This is a genomic window from Ruegeria sp. AB8 (genome assembly GCF_056542605.1).
The window spans coordinates 95,540-113,934 of record NZ_JBQGAB010000016.1; the positions used below are offsets into that span (position 1 = coordinate 95,540).

Annotated in this window: 17 protein-coding genes; 13 read left to right on the top strand and 4 right to left on the bottom strand. The window is 58.9% G+C overall.

Going from position 1 to position 18,395, the window contains the following annotated elements:
• Window positions 1-35 precede the first annotated feature (35 nt).
• Window positions 36-1,775 carry a serine protease gene (locus tag ACR0CG_RS16910; protein WP_480526426.1) on the bottom strand — a complete coding sequence of 580 codons (1,740 nt, stop codon included), beginning with the start codon at window positions 1,773-1,775 and terminating at the stop codon, window positions 36-38.
• 205 nt (window positions 1,776-1,980) lie between these two features.
• Between ACR0CG_RS16910 and ACR0CG_RS16915 the strand changes: the two genes are divergently transcribed.
• A complete protein-coding gene (locus ACR0CG_RS16915; RefSeq protein ID WP_480526428.1) occupies window positions 1,981-2,910 on the top strand; it encodes a glycine--tRNA ligase subunit alpha in 930 nt (309 codons plus the stop codon).
• Between the two features lie 8 nt (window positions 2,911-2,918).
• On the opposite strand, the gene ACR0CG_RS16920 is transcribed toward ACR0CG_RS16915, so the two are convergent.
• On the bottom strand, window positions 2,919-3,551 hold the full coding sequence (locus ACR0CG_RS16920) for a MarC family protein (RefSeq protein ID WP_170616463.1): 633 nt from the start codon (window positions 3,549-3,551) through the stop codon (window positions 2,919-2,921).
• 71 nt (window positions 3,552-3,622) lie between these two features.
• Between ACR0CG_RS16920 and ACR0CG_RS16925 the strand changes: the two genes are divergently transcribed.
• The 8 genes from ACR0CG_RS16925 to glmM all read left to right on the top strand — a co-directional run bounded on the left by ACR0CG_RS16925 (window position 3,623) and on the right by glmM (window position 14,544).
• Window positions 3,623-4,168, top strand: coding sequence for a DUF6446 family protein (locus tag ACR0CG_RS16925; protein WP_480526430.1), 546 nt, complete (start codon window positions 3,623-3,625; stop codon window positions 4,166-4,168).
• A gap of 10 nt (window positions 4,169-4,178) precedes the next feature.
• Entirely contained in the window at window positions 4,179-5,390 is a 1,212-nt protein-coding gene (gltS, locus tag ACR0CG_RS16930; RefSeq protein WP_480526432.1) for a sodium/glutamate symporter, read from the top strand.
• Window positions 5,391-5,399: 9 nt separating this feature from the next.
• Window positions 5,400-7,619, top strand: coding sequence for a glycine--tRNA ligase subunit beta (glyS, locus tag ACR0CG_RS16935; RefSeq protein ID WP_480526434.1), 2,220 nt, complete (start codon window positions 5,400-5,402; stop codon window positions 7,617-7,619).
• Window positions 7,620-7,662: 43 nt separating this feature from the next.
• Window positions 7,663-10,224 carry a pyruvate, phosphate dikinase gene (locus ACR0CG_RS16940; RefSeq protein ID WP_170616455.1) on the top strand — a complete coding sequence of 854 codons (2,562 nt, stop codon included), beginning with the start codon at window positions 7,663-7,665 and terminating at the stop codon, window positions 10,222-10,224.
• Window positions 10,225-10,410: 186 nt separating this feature from the next.
• Window positions 10,411-11,052, top strand: a complete 642-nt coding sequence (locus ACR0CG_RS16945; RefSeq protein ID WP_170619755.1) for a cell wall hydrolase — start codon at window positions 10,411-10,413, stop codon at window positions 11,050-11,052.
• Window positions 11,053-11,248: 196 nt separating this feature from the next.
• Entirely contained in the window at window positions 11,249-12,169 is a 921-nt protein-coding gene (locus ACR0CG_RS16950) for a dihydroneopterin aldolase (protein WP_480526437.1), read from the top strand.
• A complete protein-coding gene (gene folP, locus ACR0CG_RS16955; RefSeq protein ID WP_480526438.1) occupies window positions 12,166-13,164 on the top strand; it encodes a dihydropteroate synthase in 999 nt (332 codons plus the stop codon). Before ACR0CG_RS16950 ends, folP begins: the two co-directional genes overlap by 4 nt.
• Window positions 13,165-13,200: 36 nt before the next feature.
• Window positions 13,201-14,544 carry a phosphoglucosamine mutase gene (gene glmM / locus ACR0CG_RS16960; RefSeq protein WP_480526440.1) on the top strand — a complete coding sequence of 448 codons (1,344 nt, stop codon included), beginning with the start codon at window positions 13,201-13,203 and terminating at the stop codon, window positions 14,542-14,544.
• Here the strand turns inward: glmM and ACR0CG_RS16965 are convergent.
• Window positions 14,541-15,443: a DMT family transporter gene (locus ACR0CG_RS16965; RefSeq protein WP_480526443.1), complete on the bottom strand. Its 903-nt coding sequence runs from the start codon at window positions 15,441-15,443 to the stop codon at window positions 14,541-14,543. The genes glmM and ACR0CG_RS16965 overlap by 4 nt on opposite strands.
• Window positions 15,444-15,522: 79 nt before the next feature.
• On the opposite strand from ACR0CG_RS16965, the gene ACR0CG_RS16970 reads away from it, so the two are divergent.
• On the top strand, window positions 15,523-15,837 hold the full coding sequence (locus tag ACR0CG_RS16970; protein WP_170806132.1) for a metalloregulator ArsR/SmtB family transcription factor: 315 nt from the start codon (window positions 15,523-15,525) through the stop codon (window positions 15,835-15,837).
• Window positions 15,830-16,285, top strand: a complete 456-nt coding sequence (locus tag ACR0CG_RS16975) for an SRPBCC domain-containing protein (RefSeq protein WP_480526445.1) — start codon at window positions 15,830-15,832, stop codon at window positions 16,283-16,285. The genes ACR0CG_RS16970 and ACR0CG_RS16975 overlap by 8 nt, the downstream gene beginning before the upstream one ends.
• Before the next feature lie 45 nt (window positions 16,286-16,330).
• Here the strand turns inward: ACR0CG_RS16975 and ilvC are convergent, their stop codons facing one another.
• A complete protein-coding gene (gene ilvC, locus ACR0CG_RS16980) occupies window positions 16,331-17,353 on the bottom strand; it encodes a ketol-acid reductoisomerase (RefSeq protein ID WP_170616439.1) in 1,023 nt (340 codons plus the stop codon).
• A 131-nt stretch (window positions 17,354-17,484) separates the two neighbouring features.
• Between ilvC and ACR0CG_RS16985 the strand changes: the two genes are divergently transcribed.
• Window positions 17,485-17,940, top strand: a complete 456-nt coding sequence (locus ACR0CG_RS16985) for an Lrp/AsnC family transcriptional regulator (protein WP_170616437.1) — start codon at window positions 17,485-17,487, stop codon at window positions 17,938-17,940.
• A complete protein-coding gene (locus ACR0CG_RS16990) occupies window positions 17,937-18,395 on the top strand; it encodes an Lrp/AsnC family transcriptional regulator (RefSeq protein ID WP_170616435.1) in 459 nt (152 codons plus the stop codon). Before ACR0CG_RS16985 ends, ACR0CG_RS16990 begins: the two co-directional genes overlap by 4 nt.

Here is an 18,395-nt window from a genome sequence, read left to right on the forward strand (position 1 = left end):
GTCAGGCGACGCCATTAGTGGAACCTAACGGTTTCTTAGTCCCAGCAGTGAACCAGAACAGTCATTCCGGTTGCGCGGCGGTTCAACTCGTTTGGTGAAATTTCACCGACTGCCTGCCCAGGCTGACCTGCAACACCGGCTTTATCCAGGACTGTACGCAGTCGATCAACCGAGGCGGCAAGACTGACCGAGTCGGGCAGGGTGCGACCGTCAGAGGCCTTAGGCAGAAGCATCCCGACCACGTTTCCGCTGTCGTCGAACACCGGACCGCCTGCATCGCCGGGCTGTGCGACCAGTGTAAGACGTTTTATTCCATCTTCGCCATTCAGGCCCCGCACATCGGCGACTTGACCGAAAGTCAGTGTTGGTGCACCCAATGCGCCCAGATAGGAAAAGCCAGATACGGCCACTTCGGATCGGATACGAGGCTCATCTGCGCTGAATTCGGCCACGCTCATGGGGGCAAGTGCCCGGCTTGGGCGCAACACGGCCACGCCTAGATCGGCATCGTCCCACGCCACCTGAACCTCCTGATCGTCGTCCAGGGTCATACGGGTGCAGTTGTTTGCCACTTCCGAAACCGTCAGAACCGTACCGTTGGCAGCGGCGAAGAAGCCCGAGCGGGACAAGCGCGGTTTACGCACCTGCAAGCCTGAAACCAGGTCGATCCGCTGTTCCGCATCCGCGCCGGCACCGGCGTCAAGGACGGCATCCGTTGTGGCAAAGCTGGCGTTGATGGAGGCCAGTACGCGTGCACGACGCGCCTCGTCCCCTTCCGGCCAGACCAGGGTGAAGCCCTTGATCTTGCCATCCTTCAATGCGGCCTGCGTATACGATACGATCCCTTTCCCGCGGCCTTCCAGCGTGAAGCGATCGCCCCGCAGGGTGCGCGGGCCGTTCAGCGGAACAATTTCCAACGACTGCATCACCTCGTACAAAGCGCGCAACGTCGCTTTGTCACCTTCCTGGCTGATCAACAGCACCTGTGCATTTAGATCTGAGGTCGCATTGAAATGCGCAAACGGTGCTTCGTAGCGGTCAAAGGCCACAACACCCAGCGGCAAGTCCAGTTCAATACCGGCCTGCGGGTCTGCATAACGCTTCATGCCAACGCTGATCAGCGGTGCATTGTAGTCATCCATCAAGGCCTTGCGCTGCAGCGTCGTCAGAACGCCGGTGGTTTCAAACCCATTGAAGCGCTGCCATTCGGCCATGGAACGGCGTGTACCCTGACCAAATGCCCCGTCGATCGTCGAGTTATAGAAACCCTCCGACTGCAATGCTGACTGCAGGTCTTTGCGTTCCTGCGCAGTCAGCAGACGTTCGCCCTGCAGAGCTTGCGATCGGGTTTCATCGGCATCTTGCGGAACCGCTGCAGCTTGCGGCTGTTCTGTTTGCGCCTGGGTTTGAACCGGCGGCGTTACCGCGCCCCGATCCAGAACGTTCGCACCAACTGGCCAGAATTGCGGCCCCAGTGCGTTCGAAAAGGCAATGAAACTGTCCGACGGGATTTGACCCTCAGCCCGGTAAACCTGCAGAACCTGATCCGCATCTGATCGTAAATAGGGTCCTATTACAATGGCATACCAGCCGCTGTTAAGGCGAAACCCATTCACGTCGGGCAGGGTATTTGCATAGATCTGCGCCCGATCCTGCGCCGCCTGCAAGGTCGGTTGTGCCTCGATCTGGACCCAGACACCCGTATCCTGTTGCGCAAAAACGGCGCGCACACCCAGTAGAAAAAGAAATGCAATTGAAGTGAATATGCGTGCCATTGTCCGCCTGTGTTTCGCAGAGTTTTTTCAGCCCGGAGAATACGCCAAATCAGCCTCGGAACGCCATGGCCAGATTACGGGGAATTTCCAGTGTGGCCGCACAGAGACATGACGAGCCCACTGGCCCGTTGACGCCCCCGGACCCCTTGCATAGGAAGGGCAAAACCGACCGGAAACGGATGCTGCGGCGTCCAGGGGAAATGTCATGACCGAACCGTCCAGCGCTCCACGTTCATTTCAGGAGATCATCCTGAGGCTTCAGACCTACTGGGCCACCAAAGGATGCGCCATTCTGCAGCCCTATGACATGGAAGTTGGAGCTGGCACGTTTCATCCTGCCACGACGCTCCGCTCGCTGGGGTCCAAACCCTGGGCTGCGGCCTATGTGCAGCCCTCGCGCCGTCCCACTGATGGTCGCTATGGCGAAAACCCGAACCGGTTGCAGCACTATTATCAGTATCAGGTGCTGATCAAACCCAGCCCGCCCGATCTGCAGGAGTTGTATCTGGGCAGCCTCGAGGCGATCGGCATCGACATGGAATTGCACGACATCCGATTTGTCGAAGATGACTGGGAAAGCCCAACTCTGGGCGCATGGGGTCTTGGCTGGGAAGTCTGGTGCGACGGGATGGAAGTCAGCCAGTTCACCTATTTCCAGCAGGTCGGCGGACATGATTGCGCGCCGGTCTCGGGTGAACTGACCTATGGGCTCGAGCGTCTGGCGATGTATGTGCTGGGCATTGATCACGTGATGGACATGCCGTTCAACGACCCGCAATCGTCCAGCCCTTTGACCTATGGCGACATCTTCAAACAGACCGAAGAGGAATACGCCCGCTGGAACTTCGATGTGGCCAATACCGAGGTATTGCTGCGTCAATTCGAAGAGGCCGAGGCAGAATGCGCCGCCATTCTGGCGCAGGAACATGACGATCCCAAGACCGGGAAGCGTATCATCATGGCGCACCCCGCTTATGACCAATGCATCAAGGCCTCGCACATCTTCAACCTGCTTGATGCCCGTGGCGTGATCTCGGTGACGGAGCGTCAGGCGTATATCGGGCGTGTGCGGGCGCTGGCCAAACAATGTGCGGATGCGTTTGTTCTGACCGGGGCCGCCGGTCACGCGGGCTGATGGGCCGGTCAGGCCAAACCGGGAAGCAATGCCTTCAGGCCGTCCGCGATCATGCCGATTGCGATGGCCGACAGGATCATGCCCATGAACCGGCTCATGATCACGCGCGCGTTGTCAGACAGCCGCTTTGCCAGGGCCGTGGCGTTCCAGAACGTGATCAGAAGCAACAGCACGACCGCAAGAAAAACACATGTGTACACAATGGCTTCGGTCGGGCTTTTGATGCGATGAGCATACAGGATCAGGGTTGTAATCGTTCCGGGACCCACGAGAATGGGAAATGCAAGCGGGTAAAAAGCGACCGCTTCAAGCGTCGCATAGGATTGCTTTTCATCCTGCGTGCCATGGTGCGAACTGCTTTCGTTACCGTTCAGCATGTTCAGCCCGAACATCAGAACGACAAGGCCCCCGGCAACGCGCAGGTCGTCGACGCTGATTCCAAAAAGACCCAATACCTGACTGCCGATGACGGCAAACCCTCCACCCAGGATCAGGCAATAGACAGCAGTCTTGATCGCAACTTTTCGCTGGTCGGCGACGGACAGGCTCTGTGTGACGCTCAGGAACACCGGCAGGTTGGTGACCGGGTTCATAATCGCGAAAAGCGCGCCAAAAAAGCCGATGGCAAGGGTCGTTTCCATTCAGTGTGCCTCGATCAGTTCTGCAATCTGCGCGAGGTTGTCCTATTTTCAACGATGAATGAAGGGGCAGCATGAGCGAAAAAAGAAAAAGTTCGGCCGGAAAGGTCCTTGTTGTCATTCTGTTGATGTGCGCGGCCATCGCGGGCATCAGCATGTATTATTTGCAGATTTACGGGTTCTACTATGATGTCGAAGCGAAACCGGGCAAGGATGTCGTTCTGACGGAAGTCAAAACGAACCAGCCGGTTGCTATCAAATACAGCGCATTTGAGGCGATTGACGCGGATAGTTCGCCGATCCGCTATCGCGCCTGTTTCGAAACAGAGCTGACATTGGAAGATTTGTCCGCAGCCTTCATGCCTGCCGACGATCCCGAACCGCTAACCGCGCCCGGCTGGTTTGACTGCTATGATGCCTTGGCCGTCGCCGATGCGCTGAAAACCGGACATGCGCGGGCGTATGTCGCCATTAAAAACGTCCATTTCGGGGTCGATCGCATTGTGGCCGTGACCGATGGCGGGCAGGGCTATGTCTGGCACAGGCTGAACAATTGCGGCGAAAAGGCTTATGACGGGACAGTTGTGGGCGAAGAATGTCCGCCGCGGCCACAGGAGTAAGAGGTTCATTTTGGTTGATACGGTCCAGATCCCCGATTTCCTGACAGCGACGCTGGGATTTGCGGTTTACCTGATCGGTGCCGAGATCAACGCCCGGGTCGCAACTCTGCGTCAGTTCAACATCCCCGAACCGGTAACAGGGGGGCTGCTGGCGTCGCTCGTTGTGCTTCTGCTGTATTTGGTGGCGGGTCTTGAACTGTCCTTTGGTTTGGCGGCGCGGGACTTCCTTCTGGTGCTGTTCTTTGCCGGGATCGGATTGAATGCCCGATTGTCGGATCTGATTGCGGGCGGCAAGCCCCTGTTTTTGCTTCTTGTCCTAACTCTGATCACAATTGTTGCGCAAAACGTCATTGGCGCGGTTGGGGCTGTCGTGTTCGGGTACCCGATGCAATCCGGAGTATTGTTTGGCTCTGCCGCGCTGATCGGCGGTCACGGTACTGCAATCGCATGGGCCCCGGAAGTGGGCCGGGCCACCGGTCTGGAAGGCGCGACCGAACTTGGTGTGGCCGTGGCCACGCTGGGTATTGTTCTGGCTGCGCTTGTCGGCGGCCCCGTCGCTCGGTTTCTGATCGAAGGGCGCAGCCTCAGCCCGGATCGGCCGGAAGAAGAGCACACCGTCGGTCTGCCGGACAATCCGGATGAAGCGAGCGCCGGAATAGATCACCTGACGGTGATGCGCGTTTTGCTTCATCTGAATCTGGCCATCATTCTTGGTTACGCACTCAGCGAAGTCATCACGGCAGCCGGGCTCAAACTGCCATTGTTCGTGCCCTGCCTGATCATGGGCATCGTGATCGCCAACGTCCGATCGGCCATCGCGCCCTCAGCCCCTCCGGTTGCGCGAACTCCGTCGCTGGCGCTGATCTCCGAGTTCGCGTTGGGTGCTTTTTTGGCCATGTCACTGATGAGCCTGCAATTGTGGACCATTGCGGAACTTGGAATTGCAATCGCCGCAATCATGACCGCGCAAACCCTGTTTGCGGTGGCATTCGTTATCTGGGTGCTGTTTCCGATCATGGGGTCGAATTACCGCGCTGCGGTGCTGGCTGCCGGGTTCGGAGGTTTTGCGCTGGGTGCCACTCCGACCGCCATCGCAAATATGACCGCCGTGACCAAGCGATATGGGCCGTCGCCTATTGCCTTTATCGTGCTGCCCCTTGTATCCGCATTCTTTGTGGATATCGCCAACGCCATCGTCATCCAGACGATCGTGAATTTCTAAGGACCGAAAATGCCCGACCTGCTGATCGAACTGTTTTCCGAGGAAATCCCCGCACGCATGCAGCGCCGTGCGGGTGAGGATCTGAAAAAGAAGGTGACAGATGGTCTGGTCGAGGCCGGTCTGACGTATGCCGGGGCCGCAGCGATGACCACTCCGCGCCGTCTGACATTGGCGGTCGAGGGGTTGCTGGCCGAAAGCCCCACCATCCGGGAAGAGCGTAAAGGCCCGAAGGTCGGCGCGCCGGACAAAGCCATCGAAGGGTTTTTGCGCGGCGCGGGCCTGACCCGCGATCAGTTGGAAGAACGCGAGACACCCAAAGGTGCGGTGTATTTCGCAACCATCGAAAAGTCAGGTCGGGCGGCTGCCGATATCGTGGCCGAGGTGCTTGAGGCTACCATCCGCAATTTCCCCTGGCCCAAATCGATGCGCTGGGGCAGTGGCCCGATGCGCTGGGTGCGCCCTTTGCATTCGATCCTGTGTATCCTGACCGACGAGGCCGGAGCGCAGGTGGTTCCGCTTGAGGCCGAGGGGATCACCGCCGGTGACAGAACCGCCGGCCATCGCTTCATGGCGCCGGATCGTTTCTCGGTTTCGTCTTTCGAGGACTATTCGGCCAAGTTGAAGCGAGCCTTTGTTGTACTGTCTCCCGAAGAACGCGCCGAGCATATCTGGAATGACGCCCAGAACCTTGCCTTCGCTGCCGGTCTTGAGGTGGTCGAGGATAACGGGCTGCTGGCCGAGGTCGCCGGTCTGGTCGAATGGCCGGTCGTTCTGATGGGCAAGATCGACAACGAATTCCTGGATTTGCCACCCGAGGTTCTGCAAACCTCGATGAAGGAACACCAGAAGTTCTTTTCGGTCCGCAATCCCAAAACGGGTCGGATCGAACAGTTCATTACCGTTGCAAACCGTGAAACCGCTGACAACGGGGCAACCATTCTGGCCGGGAACCAGAAGGTTCTGTCGGCGCGTCTGGCCGATGCCAAGTTTTTCTGGGAGAACGACCTGCGCGTTGCCAGATCGGACATCGCCCAATGGACCCGTGCGCTGGAGAATGTGACCTTCCACAACAAGCTGGGCACTCAGGCCGAACGGATCGACCGCATCGCAGCGCTGGCCCGCGAACTGGCCCCGGTGACGGGGGCGGATTCCGATCAGGCCGAGAAAGCCGCGCGTCTGGCCAAGGCTGACCTAAGCTCCGAGATGGTCTATGAATTCCCGGAACTTCAGGGGCTTATGGGTCGCTACTACATCGAAGCGGCAGGCGAAGACGCTGCCGTGGCCGCCGTGGCGCAGGAGCACTACTCGCCGCTGGGTCCGTCGGATGACGTGCCGACCGCGCCGCTGTCGGTGACCGTAGCGCTTGCCGACAAGCTGGACACACTGACCGGGTTCTGGGCGATTGATGAAAAGCCGACCGGATCGAAGGACCCATTTGCCCTTCGCCGCGCGGCGTTGGGCGTTATTCGGCTGGTGCTGGATAACAATCTGCGTGTTCGGATGGACCGTTTCTTCGACAGCCAATTGGTTCGAGCGGAAAGTGCTATCAACGACGCGCTGCCGGAAGCGAATACACGCGTTCTATTGGAAAAAATCGCCGAGCACGGCGTATTTGGTGCGGCCTTTCAGACAGTCAAAGAAGGGCTTGAAGGATCACCCGCGGCGGCGTTTCTTGAGCTGGAGAAAAAGGTTCCAGACGCATCTGACGACCTCCTCTCCTTCTTCCATGACCGCCTCAAAGTCTTCCTCCGCGACGAGGGTATCCGCCACGACATCATCGACGCCTGTATCGCGATGGAGGGGAATGACGACCTCAACCTGCTGGTCAAACGCGCCCGCGCGCTGAATGCGGTGATTGCGACCGAGGATGGCGAGAACCTCGTGCAGGGCTTCAAACGCGCCAACAACATCCTGACGCAAGCCGAGGAAAAGGACGGGGTGGAATACTCCTATGGCGCCGACATAAAATTTGCCGAGACTGACAGCGAAAAGGCGCTGTTTGCCGCGCTGGATCAGGCGCAGGCCGAAATCGAACCTGCGCTGAAGGCCGAGGACTTTCCAAAGGCGATGGCCACAATGGCCGCATTGCGCGGCCCTGTCGATGCGTTCTTTGACGAGGTTCAGGTGAATACCGACAATGATATTCTCCGTCGCAACCGTCTGAACCTGCTCAGCCAGATCCGCCGGGTTTGTGTGGGCGTCGCCGACCTGAGCAAGATCGAAGGCTGACCCAGAACTCACTTGCGCCAACAGTGTTTGCGCTTATGCTGCGGTGAAATCAAAAGGTGCCGCAGTGCAGAATAACCCGCATACAACGCTGATCACATCCGACGCGCCCGTCGCCGCCCATACCCATGGCGGCCGGGCGAAATGCCTGCAACGTCTGGTCCGGCTTGACCTCCCGGTCCCGCGCACGGTCGCCTTGTCATTCGATGCGGTCCACCGGATTGCCGAAGGTCATATCCCCGACATCGCCGCCATTCTAGAACAGTTCGAACCGACAGCATTGCTGTGTGTGCGTCCCAGCTCCGAGGACCCCGACTGGGGCGGGCCGGGCGCGGTTCTGAACATCGGCATGAACGACGCCCGCTATGTTGACCTGTCCGACAAGATGGGAGCTGAAGCAGCGGCCGCACTGTATCTGCGTTTTGTCCAGAGTTATGCCATCCATGTCGCCCGGCTGGACCCTGACCTGTTTGATGATATCGATCTCACCGGCCGCGAAGGTTTGCGCCAGTCTTTGCGGGCTTACGAAGATGAAGCCGAAGAGGCCTTTCCGCAGGATCGGGGCGAGCAACTGATCGGTGTTCTGCGTTCGATGGCCCGAGCCTGGGATGGCACTTCCGCGCGTTTGCTGCGTCAGGCCAAGGGCGCGCCGGCCGATGCCGGCCTTGGCCTTGTCATTCAGGAAATGATACCGGGCGTCGGGCAGGGGGAATGCGGTTCCGGAGTTCTGCAGCTTGTGGATTCCACGACCGGGCTGCCGCAGATCACGGGCCGTTACCTGAGTCAAAGCCAGGGTCGGGACGCTTTGGGCGAAGACGTGGCGGCGCTGTATCTCGAAAAAGACCCGCGCGGCTTGTCACTCGAGGAGCTGGCCCCCGATGCATTTAACGACCTGAAATCTCATGCCGCGCTGATGCGCGAAAAGCTGCGTGAGGAAATGCAGGTCGAATTCGTTATCGAAAACGGACACGTGCATATTCTGGACGGGGTACGCGTTCAGCGCAGTGCCCGCGCCGCGATGCGGATAGCCGTGCGTCTGGCCGAAGACGGTATTGTGCCGCCGCAGGACGCGGTGATGCGCGTTGACCCACACTCTCTGAACGAGCTGCTGCACCGGCAGGTACACCCCAAGGCAGAGCGGGACATCCTGACCACCGGGATCGCCGCCAGCCCGGGTGCGGCAACAGGCAAGATTGTTTTTACCTCCGCCGAGGCACAGGCCAGCGCGGCGCGTGGTGAACCCTGCATTCTGGTGCGGCGCGAAACTGCGCCCGAGGATGTGCGCGGTATGCATGCCGCAGTGGCAGTGCTGACGGAAAAGGGCGGCATGACCAGCCACGCAGCGGTTATCGGGCGCGGTTTGGGCCTGCCGTGTATCGTTGGCGCGTCGGAGATGCGGTTCCAGACAAAAAAGAAGCTGCTGACCGCTCCGGACGGGCGTGTCTTCCAAACCGGTGACGAACTGACAATTGATGGCAGTTCGGGTCAAGTTCTGGCCGGTCGGCCCGCGATGCTTGAGGCCGCGTTGGACGATTGTTTCCAGACACTGATGGGTTGGGCCGACGCCGAGCGCGATATTGCAATCCGCGCCAACGCAGACACGCCGGCGGACGCACAGACCGCGCGGAATTTCCAAGCCCAGGGCATCGGCTTGTGCCGAACCGAGCATATGTTTTTCGATCCCGGTCGGCTTATTGTCATGCGCGAGATGATATTTGCGCAGACCTCGTCGGGTCGTGCGGCTGTGCTGGAACGTTTGCTGCCGATGCAACGCGAAGATTTCGTGCAGCTTTTCCGGATCATGGAAGGGCAACCTGTCTGCATCCGCCTGTTCGACCCGCCATTGCACGAGTTCCTTCCAACCACTCGTACAGGGCAACGTGAACTGGCCGAAGCACTTGATCTGCCGGTGTCGGATGTCGAGCGGCAGGTCAATGCGATGACTGAATACAACCCGATGCTGGGCCTGCGCGGCGTGCGTCTGGGGGTTACGGTGCCTGAAATCTATGACATGCAGGCGCGGGCCATCTTCGAGGCCACGATCGAAGCCAGTATGGATGGTGCGGCCGTCGTGCCCGAAGTCATGATTCCGCTGGTTTCCGCCAGGCGCGAGGTCGAGCTGGTGAAGTCCCGTATCGACTCCGTGGCTGCGGCCGTCGCCTCGGAAAAGGGGCAGGAATTCGAATACAGACTGGGCGTCATGGTGGAAACACCGCGTGCGTGCCTGCGTGCGGATGAGATCGCGCCACAGACCTCGTTCCTCAGCTTCGGAACAAACGACCTGACCCAGATGACCTATGGGCTGTCACGCGACGACGCGGGAAGGTTCATGTCCGCCTATGTGCGCCAGGGCGTGTTTGTCGAAGATCCGTTTCATGTACTGGACCGCGACGGCGTCGGCGAGCTGCTGAAACTCGGGGCTGAACGCGGGCGTGCCGCGCAGCCGGATGTCACGCTTTCGGTCTGCGGCGAACATGGCGGAAACCCCGAATCAATCTCGATTTGCCGCGATCTGGGTTTTGACTATGTGTCCTGTTCGCCCTTCCGGGTGCCTGTCGCTCGGCTGGCTGCCGCTCAACTGGCGATTTCGTCCAGACTTGGGGGTTGACAAGGGTCGCAAGCCCTAGGAATAGTGGTTTTGGAAGGACCTGTGGTCGAAAAAACTCGACCCCGCAGGCAATTTTCCTCTTGCATTTTTTTCAGATGTAGACCTTTCGCCCTCAGTGCGTTAAGAGCCTCATCGCGCCCGCCGGGGGAGGGTATGGCGCGAGAAGTGCCTGTGCGAGGTTATCTGATGCTACGTTACATAATGGCTGTTGCCACTGTGGCAGCAACCGTGCTGCCGACTGTATCCTTCGCCGAGAAGGAAGAGACTCATTCCGCCAAGGCTGAGCTGGTGACTCGGAGTGAACTGCCGGGTCAGGTTTTTCGTGATTACCTGAAGCTATTTACGCCCCGAAAAGAAGCCAAACCGCTGGACGTATCCTATTCCAAGGAATGGTTGGACCAGCAGCCCAAGGCAACCGGCGATGAGCATTGGAAGTGTCTGGCCGAAGCGCTGTACTTCGAGGCACGCGGCGAAAGCGTCCGTGGTCAGTTTGCGGTGGCCGAGGTTATCTTGAACCGGGTTGAAAGCAGCCGCTTTCCGGATGATCTGTGCGGTGTCATCCAGCAGGGAACGGGCAAGAAGTACCAGTGTCAGTTCACCTACACCTGCGATGGCCGCAAAGAGGTCATTCACGAAAAGAAAGCCTATGAGCGTGTCGCTAAAGTTGCCCGCACGTCCATTGATGGGATTGCAGATCAACTGACCGAAGGGGCAACGCATTATCACACCAAAGCCGTACGCCCGTCTTGGTCGCGGGTGTACAAGGAAACCGCCCGGATCGGTGTGCACATCTTCTATCGTCACAATTACCGTACCGCGAGCAACTGACCTGCTTCCGATTGGTGACTAAGCACCGCGAATGCTGAACCGGCATTCGCACGCTCGGGTTTCGCAAGTTCTCGCCGGTGCAAATGGCCCAAGTGGCGTTTTAGGCGGTTGGAATGGCGTTTGTATGAATGTTATAGGCCTGCGCACCGCCTATGATAGGCAACCTGCACTGCCCGAGCCCGAAAAGGCCATACCCATGAGTTCTGAAATCCGCCTTGCCTTTGCGCACCCGTCCGAACGCTCGGAAGCGACAGCGTCCCGGGGTCCTCTGGACCGTATTTCACTGCGCGATCACATCGTCGAAGTGGAAATCGGCGCATTTCAGGCCGAGCGGGGAACAACGCAGCGCATCTGTTTCAACATCGTGGTCGAAGTGCGCCCGATCAGCGATCCGATTGATGATGATGTCGACCGGATTCTGTCCTACGACCGCGTCACAGAAGCCATTGCATTTGAACTGGCTGCTGAGCGGTTGAACCTTCTGGAAACTTTGGCGGACCGGATCGCCGAGCGTATCTTGCTTGAACCTCAGGCTGTAAGGGCTTTTGTCAGAATAGAAAAGCTGGACCGGGGTCCAGGTGCTTTGGGCGTCGAGATCGTTCGCGGCAAGGACACGGTCCATCATGACCTGATTGAAGAAGAGCGGCCGCATCCACGTCTGGTTTATTTGTCGAACGAGGCGATGCAGTCGAAAAATCTGACCGGTTGGATCGATCAGCTTGAAAGCCGTCAGCGCCCTCTGATCCTGTGTGTCGGGGCATCGGACCTGACTGTTCCGAAAACCGGTCATGCAATGACACAACGTCGGATCGACCTGCTGGCCATTGAACAAAATGCATGGGTATTGGCGGCGCGCGATCACCGGTGCGTGGTGGTTTCAACGCGGACAGAGCTGGAATGGGCCATGAAGAACGGCCAGATTTGTGTCTGGGCGCCGTCCAAGATCGTTCTGGATGCGGTGGATGGCCCGTCAGCGGCGCCGTCCGATTCGGTTGCGTTGGCAGCGTGGTTCGCGGCAACATTCGAAGCCAGCGAGATGTTGGTCATAGGCGGCGATCTTCCAGAGGCTCCCAAAACTCCCCTGCGGGCGGTGCCGGTGGATCAGGCCAAACTGTGACCGCGTATTTTCGTCCTCTTGTACAGCACGGACTGACGCGCCCGGCCCACGCGGTGTCGTTGGCTGGGCAGGATTTGTGGTTCACCCATGCGGAAAAACTGACACGCGACGGCGACCCGGTTTTGGTCGCCGTGAACGACATCCCGGAAGAAGTGATCAGCCGCCTGACCCGTAAAAGGGCGGCAGTTGCAGGTCTGGACATGGCGGTCCCGCAGATCATGGGCATTTTGAACGCAACGCCCGACAGCTTCTCGGACGGAGGTCTGCACAATTCGGTCGAAGCCGCTGTGTCTGCGGCCAAATCCATGGTCACGCATGGCGCCAGCATTCTGGACATCGGTGGGGAATCCACCCGCCCGGGTGCCGCATATGTTCCGGAAGCTGAAGAGATCGAGCGGACGCGCCCGCTGGTTTCCGCGATCTGCGCGGAAACGGATGCTTTGGTTTCAATCGATACGCGCAAGGCCAGCGTCGCCGAAGCCGCCTGGGCAGCCGGGGCTGGGCTGATCAACGACGTGTCAGGTTTTACTTTTGATCCGGATCTGGCCCCGTTTTGTGCTGGGGTCGCTGCCCCGGTTTGCGTCATGCACATGCAGGGTGATCCCGCGACGATGCAGGATGACCCGCAATATGATGACGTCCTGCTGGATGTATACGATTTCCTAAATGGACAGATCGAACACCTTGAGGGCCTTGGCCTGAACCGAAATCAGATCATTGCCGATCCGGGCATTGGGTTCGGCAAAACCGAGGCTCATAACTTGACCCTGTTGCGGAACCTCAGCCTGTTTCACGGGTTCGGCTGCCCGATCCTGTTGGGCGTGTCGCGCAAGGGATTCATCGGTCAGATCGGCAAGGAACCGCGCAAGGATGCGCGTGCGCCGGGATCAATTGCTGTTGCGTTGGCGGGATTGTCGCAAGGTGTGCAGATCATTCGGGTCCATGATGTGGCCGAGACGGCTCAGGCCTTGCGCTTGTGGACTGCCGTCCGGTAATCCGGTCCCAAAGCTGGTATTTTGGAGAAAACGCCGATGCGCAAATTGTTCGGAACCGACGGGGTGCGGGGCACTGCCAACACGCATCCGATGACGGCGGAAATGGCTTTGCGCATTGGTGCGGCAGTCGGGCGATACTTCCGGCGCGACGCCTCCGGCGTGCACCGCGTGGTCATCGGCAAGGATACGCGCCTTTCGGGCTATATGCTGGAAAACGCGCTGACGGCAGGTTTGACTTCGACCGGTATGAACGTGTTGCTGCTGGGCCCGGTGCCAACACCGGCGGTGGGTCTGATGACCCGGTCGATGCGCGCTGATCTGGGCGTGATGATTTCTGCCAGCCACAACCCGGCTGAAGACAACGGGATCAAGTTTTTTGGCCCCGACGGCTTCAAACTGTCAGATCAGGCCGAAATGGATATCGAAGACCTGATTGAACAAGGCGTCCACCCCGCTAAAGCTCAGAATATTGGAAGGGCGCGTCGCGTGGATGATGCGCGGTTCCGCTATGGCGAGCGTGTGAAATCCTCGTTGCCACGTGAATTGCGGCTCGATGGTCTGAAAGTTGTGATCGACTGCGCCAATGGCGCTGCGCACCGCACCGCCCCGGAGGTTCTGTGGGAGTTGGGTGCCGAGGTCATTCCGATTGGCATCGCGCCCAACGGCAAGAACATCAACCTTAACTGCGGGTCGACCAAACCGCAAATGGCGGCGGAAACCGTAGTGGCCCACGGTGCCGATGTAGGGATTTGCCTGGACGGTGATGCAGACCGGGTCGTGATTGTCGATGAACAGGGGCAAGTTGCCGATGGTGATCAGTTGATGGCGCTGCTCGCCAGCAGCTGGGCCCGTGCTGATCGGCTGACCGGCGGGGCGTTGGTGGCAACGGTCATGTCCAACCTCGGGCTCGAGCGGCACCTGGCTGCGCGGGGGCTGCGACTTGAACGCACAGCGGTAGGTGACCGCTATGTTGTAGAACGCATGCGCGAAGGCGGGTTCAATCTGGGCGGCGAGCAGTCGGGTCATATCGTGATGACGGACTACGCAACCACCGGGGACGGGCTGATGGCAGGGCTGCATTTCCTGGCGGAAATGGTTCGGGCTGACCGCAGCGCCTCCGAGATCTCGCAGCAGTTTGAGAAAGTTCCGCAATTGCTGAAAAACGTCCGTTACGAAGTTGGCCAGCATCCCCTGGAAGCTCAGAACGTCAAGACGGCGATAGCCGATGCCGAAGCGCGATTGAACGGGCAGGGGCGTTTGTTGATTCGCATGTCCGGGACTGAGCCGCTGATCCGTGTCATGGCCGAATGCGAAGATGATACCCTGTTGAATCAAGTCGTTGACCGCATCGTCTCCGAGGTCGAGGCGGCGGCTGGCTAGCGTCTGAAAAGCAGTTTCTGAAGGCTGAACCATTGGCTGATGGCCAGCCCCGTCAGGATCATTGCCAGCGCCAGATAGAACCGGAAAGGCAGCGCTTCGGACAGGATCCAAGCGCCAAACACCATTGACCAGATTGGAACCTGATAGTTCACCAGGGTAAGGAAAACGGATCCGGCGCTGCGAATGATGGAAACCCGCAGGAGCGTTGCAAAGGCAGTGGGGAACAGGCCCAGCACGATGATGGCAAGACCGGGCCGGGTGCCTTCCCAACGGGGAATACCTTCGTAAACCAACATGATCGGCAGCAACAGCACAGCACCGACCACAAGCGTCAAGGCGGCCAGGACAACCGGATCAACGGGCGGGCAGCGGCGGGTGAAGATCGAGGCCAGGGCGTAGGACAATGCTGCACCGACGCAGGCCAGTTGAGCCATGGGTTCAGCCCCCGACCCCAATTGTGCAAGACCTGGCCCGATCAGTATCAGCGCACCGGTGAACCCAAGGGTTACGCCGAACAGTCTGCGCGCATTCATCGGTTCATCGGAAAAGAAATGGGCAAGCGGCAAAACCATTAACGGGATTGCGGCCATGGAAAGCCCGGCAAAGGCTGACGGAACAAATTGCTGTCCCCAGCTTAGCAGGACAAAGGGCAGGGCTGTCGACAGGATGCCGATGATTATGATCGACCACCAGAGTGCCGGGTTTCCAGTGGGAATTTTTCGGCCCGTCGCCGCCATCATCAACAGCAAAGTCAGTGCACCCAGTGTCGTTCGGGCGGTTGCCACGGTGATCGGGCCGTAACCTTCCAGGGCCATGGCAACGACCATGAAAGTGCCGCCCCAGATCAGGCCAAGCGTTACAACACCGCTCCAGTCGCGTGAATTGGGGCTCTCTACCATGGCTTCCCCTTATCTTGCGCATCCGGGGATGTCACGCCGCCATATTTGACAATCAGTAAGTTCTTACTTACGGTAAGTGATGGCTAACCAATATGTATTCTCTGCTTTAAGTGATCCCACCCGGCGACAATTGTTCGAAGCGATTGCAATCAAGCCGCAGGCAGTTGGGGAATTGGCTGAAAACATGCCTGTCAGTCGTCCTGCCGTGTCCCAGCATCTTCGGGTTCTAACCGATGCGGGCCTCGTGGTGTGCCGTGCCGAAGGGACCCGGCGGATATATGCTGCCCGCCCCGAGGGGCTTGCCGAGTTGCGGGATTGGCTGGACCGGTATTGGTCCGAAGTGCTGGAAGGTTATGCGGCCGAATTTAATGAGAAGGGACAGAACCATGACTGATCCCATCGTCAAAACGGTGATTGTAAATGCGACGCGTGAACGGGCATTTGATGTATTTGTGAACCGGATTGGAAAATGGTGGCCGCTGCATGGCCATGCCGTGTCCGCCGCACACCGTAGACCGGCACTTTCTGTCTCGATCGAGCCGTTTGTAGGCGGCGCGATTTACGAAACCATGTTTGACGGCACACGTTCGGACTGGGGAGAGGTTCTGTCGTTTGCGCCCGGGCAAAAGGTGGCGTTTACCTGGCATCCCGGAACAGACGAAAAGCTTTCCACCCTGGTGACAGTCGAATTTGAAGACCACGGGCCGGGGCAAACAAAGGTAGTCCTTACCCATTCCGGCTGGCAGGTCTGGGCAACCGAAGCACCGGACAAACGCGGCAGTTACGACGGCGGCTGGGATTACGTTCTGGGCGAGTGCTATCGAAATGCGGTTGCAAACTGAAAAGGGCGGCCACCGGGGCCGCCCTTGTGCTGACAAAAGTCAGGCTCAGTTCTTTTCCTGATCGACCAGTTTGCCGGCCGAGATCCAGGGCATCATGTCACGCAGTTTCTTACCGACCTGCTCGATCTGATGTTCATCGTTGTGACGGCGGGCCGCTTTGATGGTCGGTTGGCCAACAGCGTTTTCCAGCATGAAGTCACGCACGAACTTACCGGTCTGGATGTCCGACAGGGTCTCTTTCATCGCCTTCTTGGTCTGCTCATAGGGCAGGATCCGCGGGCCGGTGACATATTGGCCATACTCGGCGGTGTTCGAGATCGAGTAATCCATGTTCGCGATGCCGCCTTCATAGATCAGGTCAACGATCAGCTTGGTTTCGTGCAGACACTCGAAATAGGCCATTTCCGGTGCATAACCTGCCTCGACCAGCGTCTCGAAGCCGCAGCGGATCAGTTCGACGATGCCGCCGCACAGAACGGCCTGCTCGCCGAACAGGTCGGTTTCGCACTCTTCGCGGAAGTTGGTCTCGATGATGCCCGAGCGGCCGCCACCGATGGCCGAGCAATAGGACAGACCGATTTCCAGCGCCTTGCCGGTGGCGTCGTTGTTCACGGCGACCAGACAGGGCACGCCGCCGCCTTTGACATATTCGCCCCGCACGGTGTGTCCGGGGCCCTTGGGGGCCATCATGATGACGTCAACGCCTTCTTTCGGCTCGATCAGGCCAAAGTGGACGTTCAGGCCATGGGCAAAGGCAATGGCCGCGCCGGGCTTGATGTTGTCATGCACATATTTCTTGTAGGTTTCGGCCTGCAGCTCGTCGGGCATGGTGAACATGATGACGTCGCACCATGCGGCGGCTTCGGCAATGCCCATCACCTGCAGACCTTCGGCTTCGGCTTTCTTGGCCGAGGGCGAGCCTTCGCGCAGGGCGATGACCAGGTTCTTGGCACCCGAGTCGCGCAGGTTCAGCGCGTGTGCGTGTCCCTGGCTGCCATAGCCCAGGATGGCCACTTTCTTGTCTTTGATCAGGTTGATGTCGCAATCGCGATCGTAATAGACACGCATTTTGCCGGTCCTTTCAGTTTCGATTGCGGTGGTTCTATCTGTCCGTCGGCGCAATGGCGATAGCATTGGGGTTGAGTATTTGTAAAAAAGATGAAGAATAATTCGCAAAATATCTATCTTGTGAAAAAATCATGCTTGACGATACTGACCGTCGCATCCTGCGTCATTTCCAGGCCGATCCGAGCCTGACCACAGCCGAACTCGCCGAGCGGTGCAGGATCAGTGCAGGGGTGTGCTGGCGGCGGATTGAAAAGATGCAGGCGGCAGGGATCATTCAGGGGCAGGAGGCCGTGATCGACTGGGTCGCGCTTGGGTATGCGGTTGAGGTTTCGCTGAGGATCACGCTTGACAAGACCCAGCCACGTGCCTTTGACGAGTTCACCGCAGCCGCACGCAAAGTGGCCGAAGTGATCGAGATTCAGACCTTCCTCGGGCGGGTCGACGTGCGCCTTTCCGTTTTGGCGCGGGATATGTCCCACTACCAGCAGGTGTATCGTGACCGCATTCTGACGTTGCCGCACATCGCTGACATCGAAGCGCTGATGCATATTGCCCGGGTGAAACGGGACGAGGTGCTGCCGGTATGACGGAACTGGACGAAACCGACCGCAAGATCTTACGTGCGTTGGCGCAGGATGCGGCGCAAAGCGCGGGCGCGTTGGGGCGACGGTTTGGCCTTTCGCAACCGGCAACCTGGCGGCGTATCCGCAGGCTTGAGGAGGAAGGTATCATCAAGGGGCGCCGGTTACGGTTGAACGCCGAGGCCTTGGGGTTTGGGGTGACGGTGTTTCTGGGTGTGAAACTGGCGCGCAAAGGGCAGGTCAGCCTTGAGGATTTCGAACGTGCCGTAAGCGCCATTCCCGAGGTTCAGACGGTCGAGCATGTGCTGGGTCTTTATGACTACCGACTTCGGGTCGTCGCGCGGGATCTGTCGGACTTTGAACGCGTCCTGCGGCGGCGCATCATGACATTGCCTGGGGCCGGTGACGTCGAGGCCAATGTGCTGCTGAGTGAAGAGCGTCTTCCGGGCCCGATCGGATAA

Coding starts and splice junctions, on each gene's coding strand:
- ACR0CG_RS16910 (WP_480526426.1), bottom strand. CDS start 1,775: ATGGCACGCATATTCACTTCAATTGCATTTCTTTTTCTACTGGGTGTG.
- ACR0CG_RS16915 (WP_480526428.1), top strand. CDS start 1,981: ATGACCGAACCGTCCAGCGCTCCACGTTCATTTCAGGAGATCATCCTG.
- ACR0CG_RS16920 (WP_170616463.1), bottom strand. CDS start 3,551: ATGGAAACGACCCTTGCCATCGGCTTTTTTGGCGCGCTTTTCGCGATT.
- ACR0CG_RS16925 (WP_480526430.1), top strand. CDS start 3,623: ATGAGCGAAAAAAGAAAAAGTTCGGCCGGAAAGGTCCTTGTTGTCATT.
- glyS (WP_480526434.1), top strand. CDS start 5,400: ATGCCCGACCTGCTGATCGAACTGTTTTCCGAGGAAATCCCCGCACGC.
- ACR0CG_RS16945 (WP_170619755.1), top strand. CDS start 10,411: ATGCTACGTTACATAATGGCTGTTGCCACTGTGGCAGCAACCGTGCTG.
- ACR0CG_RS16950 (WP_480526437.1), top strand. CDS start 11,249: ATGAGTTCTGAAATCCGCCTTGCCTTTGCGCACCCGTCCGAACGCTCG.
- glmM (WP_480526440.1), top strand. CDS start 13,201: ATGCGCAAATTGTTCGGAACCGACGGGGTGCGGGGCACTGCCAACACG.
- ACR0CG_RS16965 (WP_480526443.1), bottom strand. CDS start 15,443: ATGGTAGAGAGCCCCAATTCACGCGACTGGAGCGGTGTTGTAACGCTT.
- ACR0CG_RS16970 (WP_170806132.1), top strand. CDS start 15,523: ATGGCTAACCAATATGTATTCTCTGCTTTAAGTGATCCCACCCGGCGA.
- ACR0CG_RS16975 (WP_480526445.1), top strand. CDS start 15,830: ATGACTGATCCCATCGTCAAAACGGTGATTGTAAATGCGACGCGTGAA.
- ilvC (WP_170616439.1), bottom strand. CDS start 17,353: ATGCGTGTCTATTACGATCGCGATTGCGACATCAACCTGATCAAAGAC.
- ACR0CG_RS16985 (WP_170616437.1), top strand. CDS start 17,485: ATGCTTGACGATACTGACCGTCGCATCCTGCGTCATTTCCAGGCCGAT.
- ACR0CG_RS16990 (WP_170616435.1), top strand. CDS start 17,937: ATGACGGAACTGGACGAAACCGACCGCAAGATCTTACGTGCGTTGGCG.